The organism is Cryobacterium glaciale (assembly GCF_004402535.1).
Lineage (GTDB): Bacteria > Actinomycetota > Actinomycetes > Actinomycetales > Microbacteriaceae > Cryobacterium > Cryobacterium glaciale.
On sequence record NZ_SOEY01000008.1, the window covers coordinates 330266 to 348613 of the forward strand.

Annotated in this window: 19 protein-coding genes; 6 read left to right on the forward strand and 13 right to left on the reverse strand. The window is 66.0% G+C overall.

Annotation, left to right across the window (positions count from 1 at the left end; all coding sequences use genetic code 11):
• The first annotated feature begins 1 nt into the window (after position 1).
• From E3O06_RS06340 to E3O06_RS06355, 4 genes are all read left to right on the forward strand, one after another.
• Positions 2-1201, forward strand: a complete 1200-nt coding sequence (locus E3O06_RS06340; RefSeq protein ID WP_134502122.1) for an alcohol dehydrogenase catalytic domain-containing protein — start codon at positions 2-4, stop codon at positions 1199-1201.
• Positions 1202-1379: 178 nt separating this feature from the next.
• Positions 1380-2015 (forward strand): TetR/AcrR family transcriptional regulator, encoded by a 636-nt coding sequence (locus tag E3O06_RS06345; protein ID WP_166788124.1) that lies wholly within the window; start codon positions 1380-1382, stop codon positions 2013-2015.
• Entirely contained in the window at positions 2012-3679 is a 1668-nt protein-coding gene (locus E3O06_RS06350) for an MDR family MFS transporter (protein WP_134502124.1), read from the forward strand. Before E3O06_RS06345 ends, E3O06_RS06350 begins: the two co-directional genes overlap by 4 nt.
• A gap of 194 nt (positions 3680-3873) precedes the next feature.
• Positions 3874-4740, forward strand: coding sequence for a DMT family transporter (locus tag E3O06_RS06355; protein ID WP_134502125.1), 867 nt, complete (start codon positions 3874-3876; stop codon positions 4738-4740).
• A gap of 173 nt (positions 4741-4913) precedes the next feature.
• Here E3O06_RS06355 and purQ read toward each other — a convergent pair whose 3' ends face one another.
• The 5 genes from purQ to kynA form a co-directional block, all read right to left on the reverse strand.
• The gene (purQ, locus tag E3O06_RS06360; RefSeq protein ID WP_134502126.1) at positions 4914-5612 is read right to left on the reverse strand and encodes a phosphoribosylformylglycinamidine synthase subunit PurQ; all 699 of its coding nucleotides are present in this window, start codon (positions 5610-5612) and stop codon (positions 4914-4916) included.
• Positions 5612-5896: a phosphoribosylformylglycinamidine synthase subunit PurS gene (locus E3O06_RS06365; protein WP_134502127.1), complete on the reverse strand. Its 285-nt coding sequence runs from the start codon at positions 5894-5896 to the stop codon at positions 5612-5614. The genes purQ and E3O06_RS06365 overlap by 1 nt, the downstream gene beginning before the upstream one ends.
• A gap of 84 nt (positions 5897-5980) precedes the next feature.
• Positions 5981-7273 carry a kynureninase gene (locus E3O06_RS06370; protein WP_134502128.1) on the reverse strand — a complete coding sequence of 431 codons (1293 nt, stop codon included), beginning with the start codon at positions 7271-7273 and terminating at the stop codon, positions 5981-5983.
• Positions 7270-8169 (reverse strand): amidohydrolase family protein, encoded by a 900-nt coding sequence (locus E3O06_RS06375; protein ID WP_134502129.1) that lies wholly within the window; start codon positions 8167-8169, stop codon positions 7270-7272. The genes E3O06_RS06370 and E3O06_RS06375 overlap by 4 nt, the downstream gene beginning before the upstream one ends.
• Positions 8166-9020, reverse strand: coding sequence for a tryptophan 2,3-dioxygenase (kynA, locus tag E3O06_RS06380; RefSeq protein ID WP_134502130.1), 855 nt, complete (start codon positions 9018-9020; stop codon positions 8166-8168). The genes E3O06_RS06375 and kynA overlap by 4 nt, the downstream gene beginning before the upstream one ends.
• 95 nt (positions 9021-9115) lie before the next feature.
• Between kynA and E3O06_RS06385 the strand changes: the two genes are divergently transcribed.
• Positions 9116-9850 carry a TetR/AcrR family transcriptional regulator gene (locus tag E3O06_RS06385; protein WP_166788125.1) on the forward strand — a complete coding sequence of 245 codons (735 nt, stop codon included), beginning with the start codon at positions 9116-9118 and terminating at the stop codon, positions 9848-9850.
• Positions 9851-9859: 9 nt separating this feature from the next.
• On the opposite strand, the gene E3O06_RS06390 is transcribed toward E3O06_RS06385, so the two are convergent.
• The 5 genes from E3O06_RS06390 to purD all read right to left on the reverse strand — a co-directional run bounded on the left by E3O06_RS06390 (position 9860) and on the right by purD (position 15743).
• Positions 9860-10765 (reverse strand): VOC family protein, encoded by a 906-nt coding sequence (locus tag E3O06_RS06390; protein WP_241979920.1) that lies wholly within the window; start codon positions 10763-10765, stop codon positions 9860-9862.
• A gap of 147 nt (positions 10766-10912) precedes the next feature.
• The gene (locus tag E3O06_RS06395) at positions 10913-11110 is read right to left on the reverse strand and encodes a hypothetical protein (RefSeq protein ID WP_134502132.1); all 198 of its coding nucleotides are present in this window, start codon (positions 11108-11110) and stop codon (positions 10913-10915) included.
• Between the two features lie 118 nt (positions 11111-11228).
• Positions 11229-12821: a TIR domain-containing protein gene (locus E3O06_RS06400; protein WP_134502133.1), complete on the reverse strand. Its 1593-nt coding sequence runs from the start codon at positions 12819-12821 to the stop codon at positions 11229-11231.
• A gap of 626 nt (positions 12822-13447) precedes the next feature.
• Entirely contained in the window at positions 13448-14422 is a 975-nt protein-coding gene (locus tag E3O06_RS06405; protein ID WP_134502134.1) for a phosphoribosylaminoimidazolesuccinocarboxamide synthase, read from the reverse strand.
• 55 nt (positions 14423-14477) lie between these two features.
• Entirely contained in the window at positions 14478-15743 is a 1266-nt protein-coding gene (gene purD / locus E3O06_RS06410) for a phosphoribosylamine--glycine ligase (RefSeq protein ID WP_134502135.1), read from the reverse strand.
• A 52-nt stretch (positions 15744-15795) separates the two neighbouring features.
• Between purD and E3O06_RS06415 the strand changes: the two genes are divergently transcribed.
• On the forward strand, positions 15796-16164 hold the full coding sequence (locus E3O06_RS06415) for a sterol carrier family protein (protein ID WP_134502136.1): 369 nt from the start codon (positions 15796-15798) through the stop codon (positions 16162-16164).
• 262 nt (positions 16165-16426) lie between these two features.
• Here the strand turns inward: E3O06_RS06415 and E3O06_RS18370 are convergent, their stop codons facing one another.
• The 3 genes from E3O06_RS18370 to E3O06_RS06425 form a co-directional block, all read right to left on the reverse strand.
• A complete protein-coding gene (locus E3O06_RS18370; RefSeq protein ID WP_420898870.1) occupies positions 16427-16756 on the reverse strand; it encodes a DUF6804 family protein in 330 nt (109 codons plus the stop codon).
• A complete protein-coding gene (locus tag E3O06_RS06420; protein ID WP_134502137.1) occupies positions 16756-17307 on the reverse strand; it encodes a hypothetical protein in 552 nt (183 codons plus the stop codon). The genes E3O06_RS18370 and E3O06_RS06420 overlap by 1 nt, the downstream gene beginning before the upstream one ends.
• Before the next feature lie 95 nt (positions 17308-17402).
• Complete coding sequence (locus E3O06_RS06425; protein WP_134502138.1) at positions 17403-18320, reverse strand: ribokinase; 918 nt, start codon at positions 18318-18320, stop codon at positions 17403-17405.
• Between the last annotated feature and the right edge of the window lie 28 nt (positions 18321-18348).

The following is an 18348-nucleotide window of genomic DNA, read 5'->3' on the forward strand; positions in this document are numbered from 1 at the left end:
CATGCCCGAACACGATCCTCACCCAGCGTCGCCGGCGACCCTGACGGCCCGCCCAGTCGGCCGCGAGGTCGTTCTACCGCGCGCCGCGGAGGCCATGGTCTGGTCGGGTGTCGGCCTGCCGTCGGACGCCGTGGCGGTCCCCGGCGTGCTGCTGGGCCTCGGCGATGTGCTGGTCGAGGTCGAGCTGGCCACGGTCTGCGGCTCCGACGTGCACACCGCCCTGGGTCACCGCCCGGCCAACAAGCCGCTCGTGCTCGGACACGAGCAGGTCGGTCGCATCGTTGCCGTCACCGAGAAGTCATATGCCGCAAATGGAATGTCTTTGCGGGTAGGCCAGCGAGTGGTCTGGTCGGTCACGGTGAGTTGCGGAACCTGCCCGCGCTGCCGTCGCGGCCTGCCCCAGAAGTGCATCGAATTGGCCAAGTACGGCCACGAGCGGATGCGGCGGGGCTGGGAACTCAGTGGCGGTTTCGCCACCCACGTGCAGGTGCGTGCCGGAACGGCCGTCGTGGTCGTCGATGAACAGGTTCCGGCGACGGTACTGGCGCCGGCCTCCTGCGCGACGGCCACCGTCGTCGCGGCGCTGGGTGCGGCATCCGCTCTCGTGCCGCTGGCCGGAGCGACGGTGCTGGTGACCGGCGCCGGCATGCTCGGCGTCACGGCCTGCGCGATGGCGACGGATGCCGGTGCCCTCGTTATCGTCAGCGACCCGGATGCCGCCCGCCGGCAGCTTGCGCTCGCCTTCGGCGCCGCGGCCGTCGCTGACCCGGGTGCGCCGTGCGAGTCACCGACCGGGGTGGCGAGCGTGCTCACCGCGCTGCAGCAGGCCGGCGCCGCCGAGCCGACCATCGCCCTCGAACTGAGCGGCGCCCGGCCCGCCGTGAAGACGGCCATCGACCTGATCGGCATCGGCGGCGTGGTCGTGCTCGTCGGCAGCGTCTCGCCGGGGGAGGCCGTGGTGCTCGACCCGGAGTCGATCGTGCGCCGCCTGGTCACCGTGCGCGGCGTGCACAATTACACCCCGGGCGATCTGGCGCAGGCGGTGGCCTATCTCAGCGGAGCCTGGCACCGGCATCCGTTCTCGGCCCTGGTCGGCGCGACCTTCGACCTCGCGAAAGCGGATGCCGCCCTCGCGCTGGCCGCGACTGCCCGCCATCCCCGCGTGGGCCTGACGCCGCAGCCGCCCGCGACCCTCGGCTGACCCGCCCAGCGGATGCTCGCGGCGTGACCGCTCCACCTCTGGGTCACCGCGCCAGCTAGAGGTGGCGCAGGGCCCGGCAACTGGCGCGGTGATCACCTACCTGAGCGTTCGCCGGGAAACCTGCATCACTGTAATTATGCAGTTGCGCAAAAACGCAGTGTGCGCAAGAATTGCTCGAGTGATAATCGAACTGAACCTCGGCCTGCGTGACCGCAAACGCATCGAAACGCGCCTGCGGCTCGAAGATGCCGCGGTCACCCTGGTGCTGCGGGACGGCCTCGAACACACCACGGTCGACGCGATCAGCGAACTGGCCGACGTGTCTCCGCGCACCTTCTTCAACTATTTCGAAAGCAAGGATGCCGCGATCCTCGGCCTGCGCCAGGTCGAAATTGCAGCGACCGAGCTGGAACGACACTGCGACCGTGTGGCCGAACACGGGCTGATCGACTCGGTCATCCACCTGCTGCTGACCGTGATCGGCCCGCCATCGACGCGCCCGACCATGAAAGACGACCGGCTGGAGATCCTGCGCCGACACCCGCAACTGCTCACCACCCAGCTCGCCCAGTTCACCCAGCTGACCACCGAGGTCACGGGTGCGGTCGCCGCCGTGGTGGCGCGGGACGCGCGCTTCGCGAGCGGCTCACCGGCCGAGCTGGCGGCATCCGCTGAACTGGTGCTCGCCCTCTGCGGCGGCGCGGTGCGGGTGGCAGTGAAGGAATGGGCTGAAACCGACGCCGACGGCGCGGCCGAACGACTTGAATCACGAGCAATCTCGCTCGCCAGAGAGGTAACCGAAAGACTTTCATGACCACCACACTTTCCCCGCGCGAGGTCCCGGCCGCTCCGGCCCCCGGCAAGCGTCACATTCTGTTGGTCTTCGCCGGGCTCATGGTCACCATGCTGCTCGCCTCGCTCGACCAGACCATCTTCAGCACCGCCCTGCCGACCATCGTCGGCGAACTCAACGGCGTCGACCACATGCTCTGGGTGACGACCGCCTACATTCTCGCGTCGACCATCATGCTGCCGGTCTACGGCAAGCTTGGCGACCTGATCGGTCGAAAAGGCCTGTTCATCGGCGCCATCAGTATCTTCATTTTCGGCTCGATCGTCGGTGGCCTCGCCCCCGACATGACCTGGCTCATCATCGGTCGCGCCGTGCAGGGCCTCGGCGGCGGCGGGCTGATGATCCTCTCGCAGGCCATCATTGCCGACGTCGTACCGGCCCGCGAGCGCGGCAAGTACATGGGCATCATGGGTGGCGTGTTCGCGCTGTCCTCCGTGGCCGGCCCACTGCTCGGCGGCTGGTTCACCGAGGGCATCGGCTGGCGCTGGGCGTTCTGGATGAACATCCCCCTCGGCGCCCTCGCCATCGTCACCGCGATCTTCTTTCTGCGCCTGCCCACGGTCGACCACGCCAAGCCGAAGCTCGACGTGGCAGGCATGGGCCTGCTCGCCCTGGCCTCCACCGGTCTCGTGCTCATTACGACCTGGGGCGGCACGACCTATGACTGGGATTCCCTGCTGATCCTGTCGCTGATCATCGGCACCGTCGTCGCCGCTGTGGCCTTCGTCCTGGTCGAGCGCCGGGCCGCCGAGCCGATCATGCCGCTGCACCTGTTTCGTGACCGCAACTTCAACCTCACGACCATCGCCGGCCTGATCACCGGCATCGCCATGTTCGGCGCCCTCGCCTACCTGCCGACTTACCTGCAGATGGTGACCGGCGCGAACGCCACCGAGGCCGGGTTCCTGATGATCCCGATGATGGCAGCGCTGCTGATCAGCTCGATCGGTTCCGGCTGGCTGGTGAGTAAATTCGGCCGCTACAAGTGGATGCCTATCACGGGCACGGTCATCGTCGGCGTTGCCCTCGTGCTGCTCTCGACCATGACGCCGACCCTGGCGATCTGGGTGCTCTGCAGCTACCTCGCGGTCATGGGCGTCGGGCTCGGACTGAGCATGCAGATCCTCATCCTGATCGTGCAGAACTCCTTCCCGAACTCCGAGGTCGGTACGGCCACCGCGTCGAACAACTACTTCCGCCAGATCGGCGCCTCCATCGGTTCCGCCGTGGTCGGGAGCCTGTTCGCCGCCCGCCTGACCGAACTGCTCACCGAGCGGATGCCCGCCGGCGCCGCCGGTGCGGGAGCGGCGAACTCGTTCACCCCGGCCATGGTACGGGAACTGCCAGAGGCCGCCCGCCAGATCATCGTCAGCGGCTATAACGACGCGCTCACCCCGGTGTTCCTCTATATGGTGCCGCTCGTGATCGTCGCCGTCATCCTGCTCTGCTTCGTCACCGAGAAGCCGCTCGCCACCACGATCGAGCGCGACATCCTGCCCGAGACCCTCGAAGCGGATGGCGCCACCTACGTTCGCCTGGACGCCGCCGCTGCTGCTGCTGCGGTCGCGACCGACGCGCAGGCCGAGCCGGCAGCATCCGCTCGACCGGTCGTGCCGGCGAGCTAAGCGAGCTGATCCGCCGCTCGCGCGGTACTTTGTTGCTCGCGCGGCCGGCAGGCCAGGCGCCCCAGCAGGCTGGGGCAGCGCGTGCAGCAAACAACAGCGTGACGGGTGAGCGCGCCGGTGCCGGTCGCCGTCAGCGGGGCCCGCCTGCGCTGCTACCGTGAACTCATGCGCACCACTTCACCCTGCCAGCACGCATGATCGGGGTCGTCCTCGCCCTGGTTTCAGCCGCCGCCTACGGAGTGAGCGACTTTCTCGGCGGCATCGCGTCGCGCCGGGTGGCCGCGCTGCGAGTGGTGCTCCTCTCCTACCCGATCTCGGCGGTGATCATCGCCATCGCCGCCGCCTTCGTCGGCGGTGAGTTCTCCTGGCGGTCGATGCTGTTCGGCGCGGCGTCGGGCACCGTGCTCGCCCTCGCCATGTGGTGGTTCTACATCGCCCTGGCCGAGGGACCGATGAGCGTCGTGTCGCCGCTGACCGCGGTCATCGTCGCCGGCATCCCGGTGATCGTAGGCGTGATCATGGGGGAGCGGCCCTCGGTCATCTCCTACGGTGGCATCACGCTCGCCATCGTCGCGGTGATCCTGGTGAGCCGGGAACCGCCCGGCGTCGCCGACCACACGGTTTCGGGCGCGCGTGCCCCACGATTCACCCGCCGTGTCGCGTGGTTCACGGTGGGGTCGGGTGTGAGCTTCGCCCTGAGTTTCATCTTCACCCACCAGATCGAGACCGGCACCGGCCTGTGGCCACTCGTGGTGTCGCGCACCGTGGCATCCGTCATCGTCATCGCGGTGGCGACCGGAACGGGCCAGCTGGCCCGCCCGCCGCGCACCATTCTCGGCTTCGCCGTAGTCGTGGCGATACTCGACGTCCTCGCCACGATTGCACTCCTCTACGCCCTGCAGGCAGGCCTGCTGTCGTTGGTGTCGGTGCTGGTATCGCTCTACCCGGCCGTTACCGTACTGCTCGCTGTGCTCGTGCTCAAGGAACGCGTCGGTCGGTGGCAGGTGGCCGGTATGGGGCTCGCGCTGGCCGCGGTCGCCGCGATCGCGGTCAACGGTTAGTCGCATACCCGGTCAAGCGGATTCCTCGCACCGCGCACTAACCCGATGAGGCGAGTGTGGCAGCCCCCGAAATGGGTGGCCGCTACGGTAACTTCGGGCGCGGCCACCCACATCGGGCGCGCCCATCCAGCCGAACCGGCGAGCGGATGCCGCGGGCTGGCGACCGCGAGGGACTACCGCGCGATGAGCGCCTGGGCGATGACCGAGGTGAAGAAAACGAGGCCGTCGATGCCGCTCGCCATGGCGTCGTCGGTGTCGGGACCGAAACCGGCCTCGACGGCGTGTTCGGGGTGCGGCATGAGGCCGACGACGTTGCCGCGGGCGTTGGTGACACCGGCGATATCGTTCAACGAACCGTTCGGGTTGCCGCCGATGTAGCGGGCCACGATGCGGCCCTCACCCTCGAGCACCTTGAGGGTTTCGGCCGAGGCCATGAACGAGCCCTCGCCGTTCTTGAGCGGAATGACGATCTCGGCGTCAGCGGCGAACCCGCTGGTCCAGTCGCTCGTGGTGTTCTCGATGCGCAGGCCCTGGTCGCGGCAGATGAAGCGACCCTGGTCGTTTCGAATGAGGCCGCCGTCGAGCAGGTGGGCCTCGGTGAGCATCTGGAATCCGTTGCAGATGCCGAGAACGGGCATGCCCTGGTTCGCCGCGTCGATGACCTCGGTCATGATCGGCGAGAGGCTCGCGATGGCGCCGGCCCGCAGGTAGTCGCCGTAGCTGAACCCGCCGGGCAGCACGAGGGCATCGACGCCGTGCAGGTCGTGGTCGCCGTGCCAGAGGGCTACGGCATCGGCGCCGGCCAGGCGGATCGCGCGCGCAGCGTCACGATCATCGAGCGAGCCGGGAAAGGTAACGACGCCGATGCGCATCAGGCGACCGCGCCGGAGGGTGCGTCCTGCACGTGGATGCCGACGACATCCTCGATCACGGAGTTCGACAATACCGTGTCGGCGAGCTCGCGCACGGCGGCGAGGGTCGCGGCATCCGCTTCACCGTCGATGGAGATCTCGAAGCGCTTGCCGACGCGCACGCCGGTGACGTTGGCCAGCGCTGACTGGGTCTGACCGAGGCGACCGAGGGCGCCGGCGACGGCCTTGCCCTGGGGGTCAAGCAACTCGGCCTTGGGCATTACTTCGACGACGATCGTTGGCACAGGGCACTCCGCATACAGTCTGGGGCTTATAGTCGTGGCAAATCACTGTAATTCTACAGGCCGGGTACGGCCCTGCCCGCCGCTCTACCGGCTCACGCCGTTCTGGCCGAGCAGGATGCCGCGCAGCACGTCGCGTACGGCGGCGACGCCGTCGTAGGTCTCGACGAAGCTCGTGCTCAGCGGGGCGAGGCCGAGCCGCAGCCCGTTCGGTGCTCGAAAATCGGGAATCACATCGTTGTCCCACAGAATCTTCGTGACCTGCCGCATGAGCGGATGGTTGATGGTCACGTGCCCGCCGCGATGGGTCTGCTCCCGCGGCGAAGCCACGGTGACCCCCATCGGCGCGAGCCACTCATCGACGAGGGTGATCGCGAATTCGGTCAGCGCGACCGACTTGGCGCGCACCGACTCGATCGTGGCTTCATTCAGCATGGCGATCGTGTCCTGCATGGCGAGCATGCCCAGCACGGCGGGGGTACCGCTCATGAAACGACGGATGCCGGTGGCCGGCTGATACCCCGGCCCCATCTCGAAGATGGCCTGCGCTCCCATCCAGCCCTGGATCGGCTGGGTGAGCACATCGTGCAGGTCGCTCCTGACGTAGCCGAACGCCGGGGCGCCCGGCCCGCCGCTGAGATATTTGTACGAGCAGCCGACCGCGAGGTCCACGTCGCAGCGGTCGAGTTCGACCGGAACCGACCCGACCGAGTGGCTCAGGTCCCACAGCACGAGGGCGTCGTGCTCGTGGGCGACGGCGGTGATGGCCTGCATGTCGGCGAGGTAGCCGGAGCGGTAGGCCACGTGGCTCAGCAGCACGAGGGAGGTCTCTCGGCCGACTGCCTGGCGTACCTGCTCGGCGGTCACCCCGCCTTCGGTGTCGGAGTCGATCCAGCGTAGGGTCAAGCCGCGCTCGCGTGCGATGCCCTCGACGATGTACCGGTCGGTGGGAAAATTGTCGCTGTCGAGCACGATCTCGGTGCGGTGCGGGCGGGAATCCACGGCGGCGCGGGCCAACTTGTACAGCAATACGCTGGTGGAGTCGCCGACGAAAATCTGGCCGGGAGCGGCGCCGAGGCAGACTCGGCCGAGGTCGTCACCGATCTGCAGCGGCAGGTCCATCCACTGCTCGTCCCAGCCGCGAATGAGCCGGGTGCCCCAGTCGTGTTGCAGAAAGTCGGCGATGCGGTCGGCGCTCGCCCGCAGCGGGCGGCCGAGCGAGTTGCCGTCGAGGTACGCGCGCGGGTTCGCGGTGTCGGTGTCGGCGTCGGTGCCGAGGAACCGGGCGCGATAGTGGGCCAGGCCGTCGATGCGGTCCATCCGCCGGGCAAAAGCGAGGTGGGCATCGAGGCCGGTCGTACTGTTCGGAGTGGGCGTCATGCGAGTACCTCGAGTTCGGGGCGGGTGAGGGCGCGAGCGGTGACGAGCCAGTCGGCGAAGGCGCCGGGGCCTTGCGGCCGTTCGCCCGGAATAAAGGTAACCCGGCTATCGGGCGTGGTCAGTCCGAGCGGTGCCGACGAGCAGAGAGCCGCCAACACGTCGTCGGGGGTCAGGCCGGCGCCGAGCAGCGCCACGATTTCGCGGTGGTTGACGCCGATGGGCAGCGGCCCGTTGCCGAGGTCGGTGCCGTACAGCACCCGTCCGCCGTTGCAGTGGAATCGTCGCAGATTGTCGCTCGCGATCTCGAAGGCGACGGTGGGGGAGCCCCAGCCGTGGATGTCGAGGGTACTGATCCAGGTCATTCGAGCGGCCATCGCGGTGACCAGGCCATCGCCGAGGCGTTCCGAGAACGGAGTGTGGGCGAACGCGTCGACACCGGCCGTGAACGCGCGCTCGGCCTGGCCGGCGCCCTCGGCGTGCGCGACGACCGGCAGCCTCAGCTCGTGAGCCCGGCCGACTAGTGCGGCCAGTGCCTCGGCACCGAGCACCGGCCCGGCCGCCGAGTTCAAAGTGATCTTCAGAACGGATGCCCCGGCCGCGACCTGCAGATCCACCGCGCTCACGGCATCCGCTGGGGAGGCGACCGGGCAGCTCCACCCGGGCTGGGCCCAGTCGGCGCGGCTCGGGTAGCCGCCGGGGGCGGTCACGAACTGGTGCGCGTATGCCAGATCAGGCATAGACGTGCGCAAGCCGTCGGGCAACCAGCCGCCGAGGTCGAGTACGCGGGCGATGCCGCCGGTAAGGAGCTGACCGGGATCACTCAGGGCGAGGTGCACGTGCGCGTCGAGGAAGCCCGGGTAGACGGCTCCCCGCCCATGAAGAAAATGGGTGGTCACGTGCCGATCTCCGTGCGCACCGCGAACAGCTCCGGAAAGAAGGTGAGCTCGAGGGCCTTCTGTAGAAAGGCCGCGCCGCTTGAACCTCCGGTGCCGTGCTTCATGCCGATGATGCGCTGCACGGTCTTGAGGTGCCGAAAACGCCAGAGTTGAAAGTTGTCCTCGAGGTCGACGAGTTCTTCGCAGGCCTCGTAGGCGGCCCAGTGCTCGCTGGCATTCTCGTATATTCCCCGGAAGGTATGCACGAGCTCGGGGTGGAACGTCCAGGCCTCGGTTACGTCGCGTTCGAGCACCGCGGTGGGTATGTCGTAGCCGGCCCGGTGCAGGTAGCGCAGGAACTCGTCGTAGAGGCTGGGCGCTTCGAAGGTGGCGGTGAGCAGGGCGTGAGCGGAGGCATCCGATTCGAAGACGGTCAGCATGCGCCGGTTCTTGTTGCCGAGCGCGAACTCGACCGCACGATACTGGTACGACTGAAACCCGCTCGAATTGCCCAGAAAATGGCGGAACTGGGCGTATTCGGTGGGGGTGAGAGTGGCGAGCACCGACCACTGCTCGGTGAGGGTGCGTTGAATGTGCTTGACCCGGGCGATGCCCTTGAGGGCCGGCGCGAGCAGGTCTGCGCGCAGCGCTTCGATGGCCGCCTGCAGCTCGTGCAGCACGAGTTTGAGCCAGAGTTCGGTGGTCTGGTGCTGGATGATGAAGAGAAGTTCATCGTGGTGTTCCGGAACGCTGACCGGCCTCTGCGCGTCGAGCAGGGTGGGCAGGTCGAGGTAAGCCCCGTAGCTCATCTTCTCGCGAAAATCGGTGACGATCTCCGGGTCGAAGTCGCGGGTGTTGTTCTTGAGGGTCATCGGGTTCCGTTCGGCTTGTTCAAATTGTGCGCAGGTTGCGGCTGTGGGCGCAACACCGGACTATGGGGGCAGGGCAAAGTTCTAGACTGGAGCGCATGACCTCGCCGACCCGAAAGCCCCAGGATGGCGTGCCGGCTCCGTCTGCACCCGAGAGGACCGCGCTCGACCGCCCCGCCCCGGTGCCGCCCCGTCGCCGCGACGCCCGGCTCAACCGCGATCGCCTGATCCTCAGCGCGCGCACCCTGCTCGCCCAGCACGGCGTCGACGCCTCACTCGAGGCGATCGCCCGTCAGGCCGAAGTCGGTGTCGCCACGCTGTACCGCAACTTTCCGACCCGGGACGACCTCGTGCGCGCGCTCTACGACCTCGCGCTCGCGCAGCTGCACGCCGTGCGTGGGGAGATCGAGGCCGCGCCCACCCCGTGGGATGCGCTCGTCGTCTACACCGAACGGGTCGCCGAATGGCTCGTCGCCGACCCGTCGCTGCCGCCGATCCTGCGGCGCATGGCCCAGCTCGACCCGTCGGCGCGGCCGGCGGCGGAGTTCGACGGCTTCATCGCGAGCCTCGTGGCCCGGGCCAAAAAGGACGGCACGCTGCGCCGGGACGTCGACGCGGTCGACCTCGCCGTGCTCGTCACCATGGTCGGATCGCTCGGCAGCCTCGGCGACGGCTATGCCGGCCAGTGGCGGCGTCAGCTTTCCATCGTGCTCGACGGCCTGCGCGCCGCCGACGCGCCCCGGCCCAAGCTGCCAGGCCGCCCGCTCAACGTGAAGGACTACCAGGCCACCGTGCACGGCCTCACCCGCCGGGCGGCCCGCGCCGCCCGCTGAGCCGCGCTGCTAGATCGTCGCGACCGGGTTCGCAGCGGCGTTCGTGTGGTCCGCCGAGCTCACCTGGATGCGGTTGGCCCACGGGTCGTCGAAGCTGAGGGTCTGCCCGTCCTGACGGGTGTCGACTCTGTAGTGGGTCATCCGCTCGTTGAGGGCGCCGACGTCGTCGGTGGTCGGCACGATGATGCTGATCTCGCCGAGACCCAGGGCCAGGCGTCGTTTGCCGCTGCCCGAGCTCTCCCAGGTGTTCATGGCCATGTGGTGGTGGTAGCCCCCGGCGGAGACGAACAGGGCAGAGGGGCCGAAGTTCGCGGTCGCCTCGAAGCCGAGACGGTTCACGTAGAATTCGCGGGCGCTCGCAACATCGCCGACCGACAGGTGCACGTGGCCGACGATGGCGTGGCCGGCGCTGGGTTCCTGCGACATATGCTCAGAAATGAATGCGTTCGGGTCGAGGTAGAGCGAGGCCATTTCGACCTGGCCGTGGGTCCAGCTCCACTGGGTGCGGTCACGGTCCCAGTACAGCTCGATGCCGTTGCCCTCGGGGTCGGTGAAGTAGAAGGCCTGGCTGACCAGGTGATCGGCGCTGCCGGTGAACGTTCCGGGCGACTTCGTGCCGATCGAATACACGGCGGCGGCGAGGTCGGCCTGCGTGTCGAACAGAATGGCCGTGTGGTACAGCCCGGCCGAGCGCGGTTCGGCGGCCGCGAGCTCGGGGGCATGCTGCAGGATCACGAGCGGAACCTGGCCGCGGCCGAGCACGGCGACCGGCCCGTCGTGGCTCTGCAGTTCGAGGGTCACGATGTCGCGGTAGTAGGCGATCATGGCGTCGAGGTTGCCCACGCGCAGGGTCACCGCGCCCATACCGGTGTCGGCGGCCAGCAGGTCTTTCGCAGTCAGAGTCACAGCAGGCATAACTCGGGTGTCGCCCCGACTATTCCGCGATTCGCAGTGTTCGGATCCCCCCGTTTGCGCGCCGCGGCCCGCATGCCGTCCAGCGTCTGGAAAATCCCTCTCCCCATAGAAGCATCGCGGGTCCCTTCTGGTTCGCGCAGGTCACGGTCAGAAGGTGGTCGCCGCCACCAACTCGGGCGGTCGGTTTGAGGGCACCCACGCCGATTCAGAAGTGGCAAATCGATGCAGCTGAGTCAAGGAGCGCACAGAGCTTTTCAATGCTTCGGGCAGGTGCCATTTGACCAGCTCATCTAGATCTCCTTGCTCAGCGGGTGCGGCATCGTGGGTGATTTCGCCCTCTTCCATCGGCGACTATTGAGCCTCGCAGCCTCGCAGCCTCGCAGTCTCGCAGTCTCGCAGCCTCGCAGCCTCGAACTCGTCGCCGTCGAGATGGCCATCTTCAGTTCTGAAAAAAAGTGGGTCCCTAGTCGAGAGGGGTCGATTCAGGGCTTGTCGTGTCCACGTTCAGCGGTGCAAGAGTGTGAATCTTCTCCGCAGCGAGGTCAGCAATGTCTTCGATCGATCGGTCGTGAATGGATAAGTGGCCTATCGTCGATGGAAGCCCGACGATCTGAGGACGGTTTGCCCCGACAATCAATGGCAAGAGGTAGTCGCCCGTTCGCTTCTTAGCTGCTTCCCTACCGACCTCTAGCTCGAAAGTTGGCCAATCTTTCTCTGGATATTCGTCAGAGAGGCACACGATCATAAACAACGCCTCTTCGCTATATACGCGGGCTAGCTCCTTGCGAAGATCTTTTCCCCACAAAGCCGCCTGCTGGTCAAAGTCGTAGAAAACTTCAAGCCCGCGGCTTTTGAGCGCTTCAAAAAGCTCGCTAACAATTGGGCGATCGGCCCCAGCAAACGAGACCGCCACATCATACTCATAACCCACGCGGCGCAGGTTGACCTGAGCTCGAACACGTGAGAAGTCCAAGTTGTCGAGATAGAAGCGGAACACTGGGTCATCGATTGTGAGGGTGTCGTTCTCGTAGATGAGAATGTCCGAGAGACCGTGTTCCTCGATTACCTTTGGTAAATTACTGACGGCTCGGTAAAAACTATTCCTTTGACGCGATTTCTGTCGGGCATCTTCACTCCCCACGATCTTGTGATACAACTCGTCGCGGGACACCTGCTGTTTTCCAACGCTGCGAGCAATCTGCTCAACCATTCTGTAATACGTGTCGTGGACTGACCTCGCTTGTCGACGTCCCCGAGCCAGGTTTACAATCTTATTCAGGTAGCGCCCATCGTACTGACGAACGACGGACTCCCGAATTACCGGAAGCTCAATTGCAACGTCGGTTACAGCCGGCTGGCTGCCCAAAACATCTGCTTCAACACATGCAACTCTGCAGATGGCTTGAAAAATTGAGGGGGAGCCTTGTGCAGCCGAAATTGCGGTATCTCGGCTTATGGCATCAACGCTAACGTTCAGAGCCGACTCGCCGAGCGCGAGCACCTGCTCCAGGAAGGATCTACCCTGTGGGCCCAGCTTCCATTGGTCATTTCGAATCGCAAGCTCGGGGTCCTTGCCGAGGATATCTTCGCCCGTCTTCGCAATACCAATCATGAAGAATCGGATACCTCGCTCGTGCCACAGCTTTAGGTTCATAGCTAGGTCAGATCTCGCCGCTGCTGACAAGTGGTGAACGTCGTCGATGACAATCAACTCATACAATTTGAGCCATTCCTCAAGCGCATCCGCTGAAGACTCGGTCTCAAACTCCGTGGCAAGCACGTCGAAAATGCTGCTGTACTGCGAGTAGGTGCGACCGCTGAACATGTGCACGCGGGTTTTGTCGAATCCCAGCTCGTTCAGTAATCGAGTCGCAACCGTCGATTTGCCGCTCCCGGATGGGCCCACGAGAGTGACGTGTTTTCCCCTTGTCAGCAGCGAGCCTTTCAACTGCTTCGCTTCCTTCGGTGGTACGTAAGTAACAGCGGGAAGCCCTGCCTCATTGAAGACCTCATCGAGCCTATAGAGCGCTGGTACGTTTGCGATGGTGATGGTCATGAAATCCCCCAAGATATTCAGGTCTGCTAGGAAAACACGATACCGGGTCTGGAATCTGCCTTTCACCATGCTCTGACGAGTCGACGATCGATTTCCTCTGGGCAGCGGCAGCGCCGTCCGGTCAAAAATTGTTGAGAAGTTTTGAATTGCTGACGCGTCACAATGAGGGTGCGTTTTTCAAAACCATTGTTTCGAGGGATTGGAGCAAGGTTCGGCCTACGGATGCGAACTCTCGTAAGTTCATCAGCGCAGTTTGTCTTATGGGTCAGAATCCTCGATTGGGTTCGAACTGTGGACGGAAGACCACTCGAAATCATGAGGGCGTCCTGACCCAGGCTAATAACGTCTGGACTCTGTGTCTCGGCCTTCGCTGGGTGCGCCGGCTCGTCGACCAAGCCCGGTCGATCGTGAACTCCGTATTGTTCAATGCTTCACGGTCACGAAACGGGTGGCCGACCCCGCGCCGATAGATCTGGGGACAGCGCAGAGGACTCGTAGCGTCAGCACCATACCGGCGTGGACACCACACAGATCAGGCGCCGAAGTTCGCACACCTGAGATGGAAGGAGTGACGTTCAGTACTTTGATGTGCAAACTGGACGTACCAATTGTCGCAGAGGTGGCAGCTAGGCGCTGGTGAGGCGCTCGAGCAGTTCGCGGTAACGGGCCGCGGTCTGCTGCACGATCTCAGTCGGCAGCTCGGGCGGCGTGCCGGTGCCGTCCCAGTTCGCCGCGAGCCAGTTGCGCACGATTTGCTTGTCGAAGCTCGCCATGCGGGTCTCCGGGGTGGTGCCGGTGCGCCAGGCTTCGGCGTCCCAGTAACGGCTGGAGTCGCTCGTGAGCACCTCGTCGGCGAGCACGGTCACGCCGGTGTGTCGGTCGGCGCCGAACTCGAACTTGGTGTCGGCGAGGATGACGCCGGCCCGCTCGGCGATCGCGCTAGCGGCCTGGAATAGAGCGAGGGAGAGGGTGCGCAGCTCGACGGCGATGGTCGGTCCGACGAGTTCGACCGTGCGCTCGAACGAGATGTTCTCGTCGTGCTGGCCCATCGGGGCCTTCCACGCGGGGGTGTAGATGGGTTCGGGCAGACGGTCGCCGTTCTGCAGCCCGGCCGGCAGTTTTATGCCACACACCGATGACGATTCGAGGTATTCCTTCCAACCGCTGCCGGTGAGGTAGCCGCGCACGACGCACTCGATCGGGTACATGTCGAGGGTGCGGCAGAGCATGGCCCGGCCGGCGACGGCGCCAGGAATCAGCTCGCGCACGATGCCGCCGACCTGTTCGTGGTCGGGGACGAGGTGGTTGGGAACGTCGGTCAGGCGGTCGAACCACCACAGGCTCAGCGTGGTGAGCAGCTCGCCCTTGCCCGGGATGCCGGGCTCGAGCACGTGGTCGAACGCGCTGACCCGGTCGCTCGCGACCACGAGAACCCGGGAGGCGGCCTGGAGGGAGGGAGCGGCATCCGTTTGTTCAACAGGGTTTGATTCCACGTAGAGGTCGCGCACCTTACCCGAGTAGACGGGCGTCCACCCGTCAAGTTCGGCGGCGGAGGCGGGGGTCTCGTGCTCAGATTGGCTCACCCTTGTATTGTCCCGCATCCGCACCGCGCATGACTAACAGGCCCGAGTGACATCGGCGAGCGGATGCTGCGGCTCAGGCGACCCTGGCGGCGATGTCGCTGCGAAAGTGGGCGCCGGCCAGGGACACCTGCCCGAGGGCCTCGTAGGCGCGGGCCCGAGCCTCGGGGAAGGAGTCGCCGACGGCGACGACGCTGAGCACCCGGCCGCCGGTTGAGACGAGCGTGCCGCCGTCGACCCGGGTCGCGGCGTGGGCGATCGTGACGCCATCCACGGTGAGGGCAGCGTCGAGCCCGGTGATCTCGCGGCCCACGAGCGGGTCTTGCGGGTAATTCTCGCTCGCCAGCACAACGGTGACCGCCACGTCGGCGGAGAAGACCGGGCGGGGCAGCCGGCCGAGCGCACCGGTCGCGGCGGCGAACAGCAGCCCGGACAGCGGCGTGACCAAACGCGGCAGCACGACCTGCGTCTCTGGATCTCCGAAACGCGCGTTGAATTCGATGACGCGAATGCCGGCATCCGTCAGGATGAGCCCGCAGTAGAGCAGGCCGACGAACGGTGTGCCCTCCGCGGCGAGCTGGCGCACGGTCGGCAGGGCGACGGTTTCGATGATCTCGTCGACGAACGCGTTCTCGCTGCCGAACTGGGCGTCCAGCCAGGGCAGCGGTGAGTAGGCGCCCATGCCGCCGGTGTTGGGGCCGGCGTCATTGTCGAGGGCCCGTTTGTAGTCCTGGGCGGGCGAGAGCGGCAGCACGTGCTCGCCGTCGCTGAGCAGAAAGAGCGAGATCTCCTGGCCGTCGAGGAATTCTTCGATCAACACGCTGCCGTGTTCGAGCCAGAAGGTCGCGTGTTCGAGGGCGGCAACGCGGTCCGCGGTGACCAGCACGCCTTTGCCGGCCGCGAGGCCGTCGGCCTTGACCACGTAGGGGGCGCCGAACTCGTCGAGGGCGGTTTCAGCCTCGGCGAGGGTGCCGGCGCGCACAGCGCGGCCGGTGGGAACGCCGGCCTCATCCATGATGCGTTTGGCGAAGGTTTTGCTGCCCTCGAGCGCGGCGGCGGCCCGGTCGGGTCCGAACACGGCGACGCCGCGGGCGCGCAGGGCGTCGGCGACGCCGGCCACGAGCGGGGCCTCTGGCCCGATCACGACGAGTTCGACGCCGTGCAGCAGCGCGTAGTCGGTCACGGTGACCGGGTCGTTCGGGTCGAGCGCCACGACCGGCACCTCGGCGGCGATGCCGGCGTTGCCGGGGGCGCACGTAACGCTTGGCCGCGGCTCCTCACGAAGCAGCGCGGTGATGATGGCGTGCTCGCGGGCACCGGAACCAAGGACCAGAATTTTCACCGTTTCAGGCTACCCGATGCCTCGGGCCCGGCCGATCCGGCAGACTGGACGCATGGCACGAGCGCGCATCGACGACGGAGCCGGGCGGGTTGCCGTGCGGGCGGCGCTCGCCGGCGGCACCAGCGCGAGCCGGGACATCCGGGCCCAGGCGGTGCGCTACACCCTGCAATTGCTCGCCGAGCAGGCCGAGGGCAACACCCTCGAGGTGCGCGTGCCGCCGTTCGGTGCCGTGCAGTGCGTGGCCGGCCCGCGCCACACCCGCGGCACCCCGCCGAACGTCGTCGAAACGGATGCCGCCACCTGGCTCGCCCTAGCGACCGGTGCCCTGCCGTGGGCGGACGGCCTGGCGAGCGGCGCCATCCACGCCTCCGGCGCCCGCGCCGACCTCACCGGGCATGTGCCGGTGCTGCCCCTGCACTAGCTGTACCGAACGGCGGAGATTCCGGTCGAATTCTGTCGAATCTGGTTGGAAACGCCCGTTGCGTTCGTTACCTCCGCAAATTTGAATCGCATCCCGAGTGGCGCGGGTGTTCTGTCCAGACCACACCTCAGCGCGCCCAAAACAGCCCAGCACCAATGTCCGACGAGCTCCAAGAGAGAGCACCGATTCGGTTGACATTTGTCATAGCAGCTTCGCCGTCGAAGGCCACCGCGGGACCTTCCGAGCCCAGCGTGACGCGCAACTACGTTCGGGACTTTTGTATTTCCCCGCGACGCTTTTTGAGGAAGACGGCGCAGGAGGCGAAAAAGATAGCCGCCAAGAAATTGTACGGTGCCCATGTCGTACGGTCTAGAAAAACAGGAAATATTGGATTCCACAGTGCTGCAATGGGCGCTAGCCCCCACAACCAGACCGTGAAGTTATTCCGAATCGCAATGAAACCGAGACTGAGGCTGAGAACGGTTAGTGCGACTCTGAGGAATATATAGAAGCCACCAGGCATGTCCGTCAGGGCGATCAAAGACAAGATCGCTCCTGTGGCGCCGAGTAAGACGCTAGGGCGTACGGACACTAGGTCCTTCTTGAAAACAAAAGGGAAGCCAGAACCAGAAGGCCACCAAGCACCCAGATGAAGAGCTGCGATACAAGAGCTGTGAGGACGGGCGTCACGACCAACAGAAACAACAGTCCGAGCCCGATGCCACCGGATGTGGTCCAATCAACGAACGGGATTGGCAGCGTGCCGCCGAAGAAGGCTATCCAGGTACACCAGAGTCCCCACAGACCCACACCTATCCCGACGAGAGTACCTAGGATCTGGACAATCGCCGTCAACCACTCCGGAGACTCTATTTCAGCGCCGGCGCCCTTCTTTGGGGAGGCGTCGGACCAAGGTGGGGCCGTGAAGACTTCCGCGGTCGGCGGTGTAGGCGTCATATTCTCGGTTGGTGCCGCGTATGGTGAAAGTCGATCAGATTGCCACCTCGCGAAATATTCACGGACGAGTGGCTCGTCGCGGATGATTGCCTGTGCTTCTACATTCGAGATCGTGAAACCCAGGTTACGCCTCGCGACACGGTTGCCCATGGCGTTTCTGAACTGGTCGAACGTCGTGTCACTCATGATGCAGTTCACTATCACCCTCGTGACGACATGCCGCAAGGCATTGTGTCGATTCCGCGCGTAATGACCCAGCGTCAAGATCCGAGTAATGAAGGCTACGCGAGGATTGCGTCGACCTCGCCTCGGGTGGGCATCGAGGTGGTGGCCCCGGCGCGCGTCACCGCGATCGAGGACGCGACCGTGGCGTAGCGCACGGCCTCGATCATCTGATCGGGCGTGACAGCGGTGCCGCGCACGTAACCAACCGCCAGGCGCGTCACGAGCGCCCCGACGAAGGTGTCGCCCGCCGCGGTCGTGTCAACGGCCGTCACCGGGCGGGCCGGTGCGAGGCCGAGTGCTTCGCCGTCGAAGGCCACGACCGACCCCTCCGAGCCCAGCGTCACGATCGCCCAGCGGCCCCCGGCACTGAGCACCTCGGCCGCCCGCACCGGTTCGCTCTCCCCGGTTAGTTCGGCGGCTTCACCCCGGTTCGGCACGACGAGGTCGACCGAGGCCAGGAAACCGGGCGGCAGCGGCACCACCGGCGCCGGGGTCAGCACGGTGAACACCCCGGCCGCGCGGGCGAGCGCGATCCCCTCGGCCAGTACCCGGGTCGGCAGCTCGCACTGCATCACGAGAAAGGCCGAATCGGCAACGACCGCGCGCTGCTCCACGCTCAGGGTCGTGACCGTGGCATTGGCGCCCGACACCACGACGATGGAATTCTCACCGCTGTCCACGACGGAGATGTGGGCGGTGCCGGTGGGGGCATCCGCTGTGGCGAGTTCGGTAGAACGGATGCCCGCGCTCACCAGCAGCGCACGCAGCTCAGTTCCGTAGGCGTCTGCGCCTACCGCTCCGAGAAAGGTGACGTCCGCGCCGAGTCGGGCTGCGGCGACCGCCTGATTGAGCCCCTTGCCGCCCGGGACGGTACTGAAACCGGCCCCGAAGATCGTCTCTCCGGGCCGGGGGAGGCGCGCCTGGCGTACGACGAGATCCATGTTGGCGCTTCCGAGTACCGCAATCGTGTTCATAGAGCCAGTCTCGCATCCGCCCGTGGGA

Coding starts and splice junctions, on each gene's coding strand:
- E3O06_RS06340 (WP_134502122.1), top strand. CDS start 2: ATGCCCGAACACGATCCTCACCCAGCGTCGCCGGCGACCCTGACGGCC.
- E3O06_RS06350 (WP_134502124.1), top strand. CDS start 2,012: ATGACCACCACACTTTCCCCGCGCGAGGTCCCGGCCGCTCCGGCCCCC.
- E3O06_RS06355 (WP_134502125.1), top strand. CDS start 3,874: ATGATCGGGGTCGTCCTCGCCCTGGTTTCAGCCGCCGCCTACGGAGTG.
- purQ (WP_134502126.1), bottom strand. CDS start 5,612: ATGCGCATCGGCGTCGTTACCTTTCCCGGCTCGCTCGATGATCGTGAC.
- E3O06_RS06370 (WP_134502128.1), bottom strand. CDS start 7,273: ATGACGCCCACTCCGAACAGTACGACCGGCCTCGATGCCCACCTCGCT.
- kynA (WP_134502130.1), bottom strand. CDS start 9,020: ATGACCCTCAAGAACAACACCCGCGACTTCGACCCGGAGATCGTCACC.
- E3O06_RS06385 (WP_166788125.1), top strand. CDS start 9,116: ATGACCTCGCCGACCCGAAAGCCCCAGGATGGCGTGCCGGCTCCGTCT.
- E3O06_RS06390 (WP_241979920.1), bottom strand. CDS start 10,765: ATGCCTGCTGTGACTCTGACTGCGAAAGACCTGCTGGCCGCCGACACC.
- E3O06_RS06395 (WP_134502132.1), bottom strand. CDS start 11,110: ATGGAAGAGGGCGAAATCACCCACGATGCCGCACCCGCTGAGCAAGGA.
- E3O06_RS06400 (WP_134502133.1), bottom strand. CDS start 12,821: ATGACCATCACCATCGCAAACGTACCAGCGCTCTATAGGCTCGATGAG.
- E3O06_RS06405 (WP_134502134.1), bottom strand. CDS start 14,422: ATGCGGGACAATACAAGGGTGAGCCAATCTGAGCACGAGACCCCCGCC.
- E3O06_RS06415 (WP_134502136.1), top strand. CDS start 15,796: ATGGCACGAGCGCGCATCGACGACGGAGCCGGGCGGGTTGCCGTGCGG.
- E3O06_RS06420 (WP_134502137.1), bottom strand. CDS start 17,307: ATGAGTGACACGACGTTCGACCAGTTCAGAAACGCCATGGGCAACCGT.
- E3O06_RS06425 (WP_134502138.1), bottom strand. CDS start 18,320: ATGAACACGATTGCGGTACTCGGAAGCGCCAACATGGATCTCGTCGTA.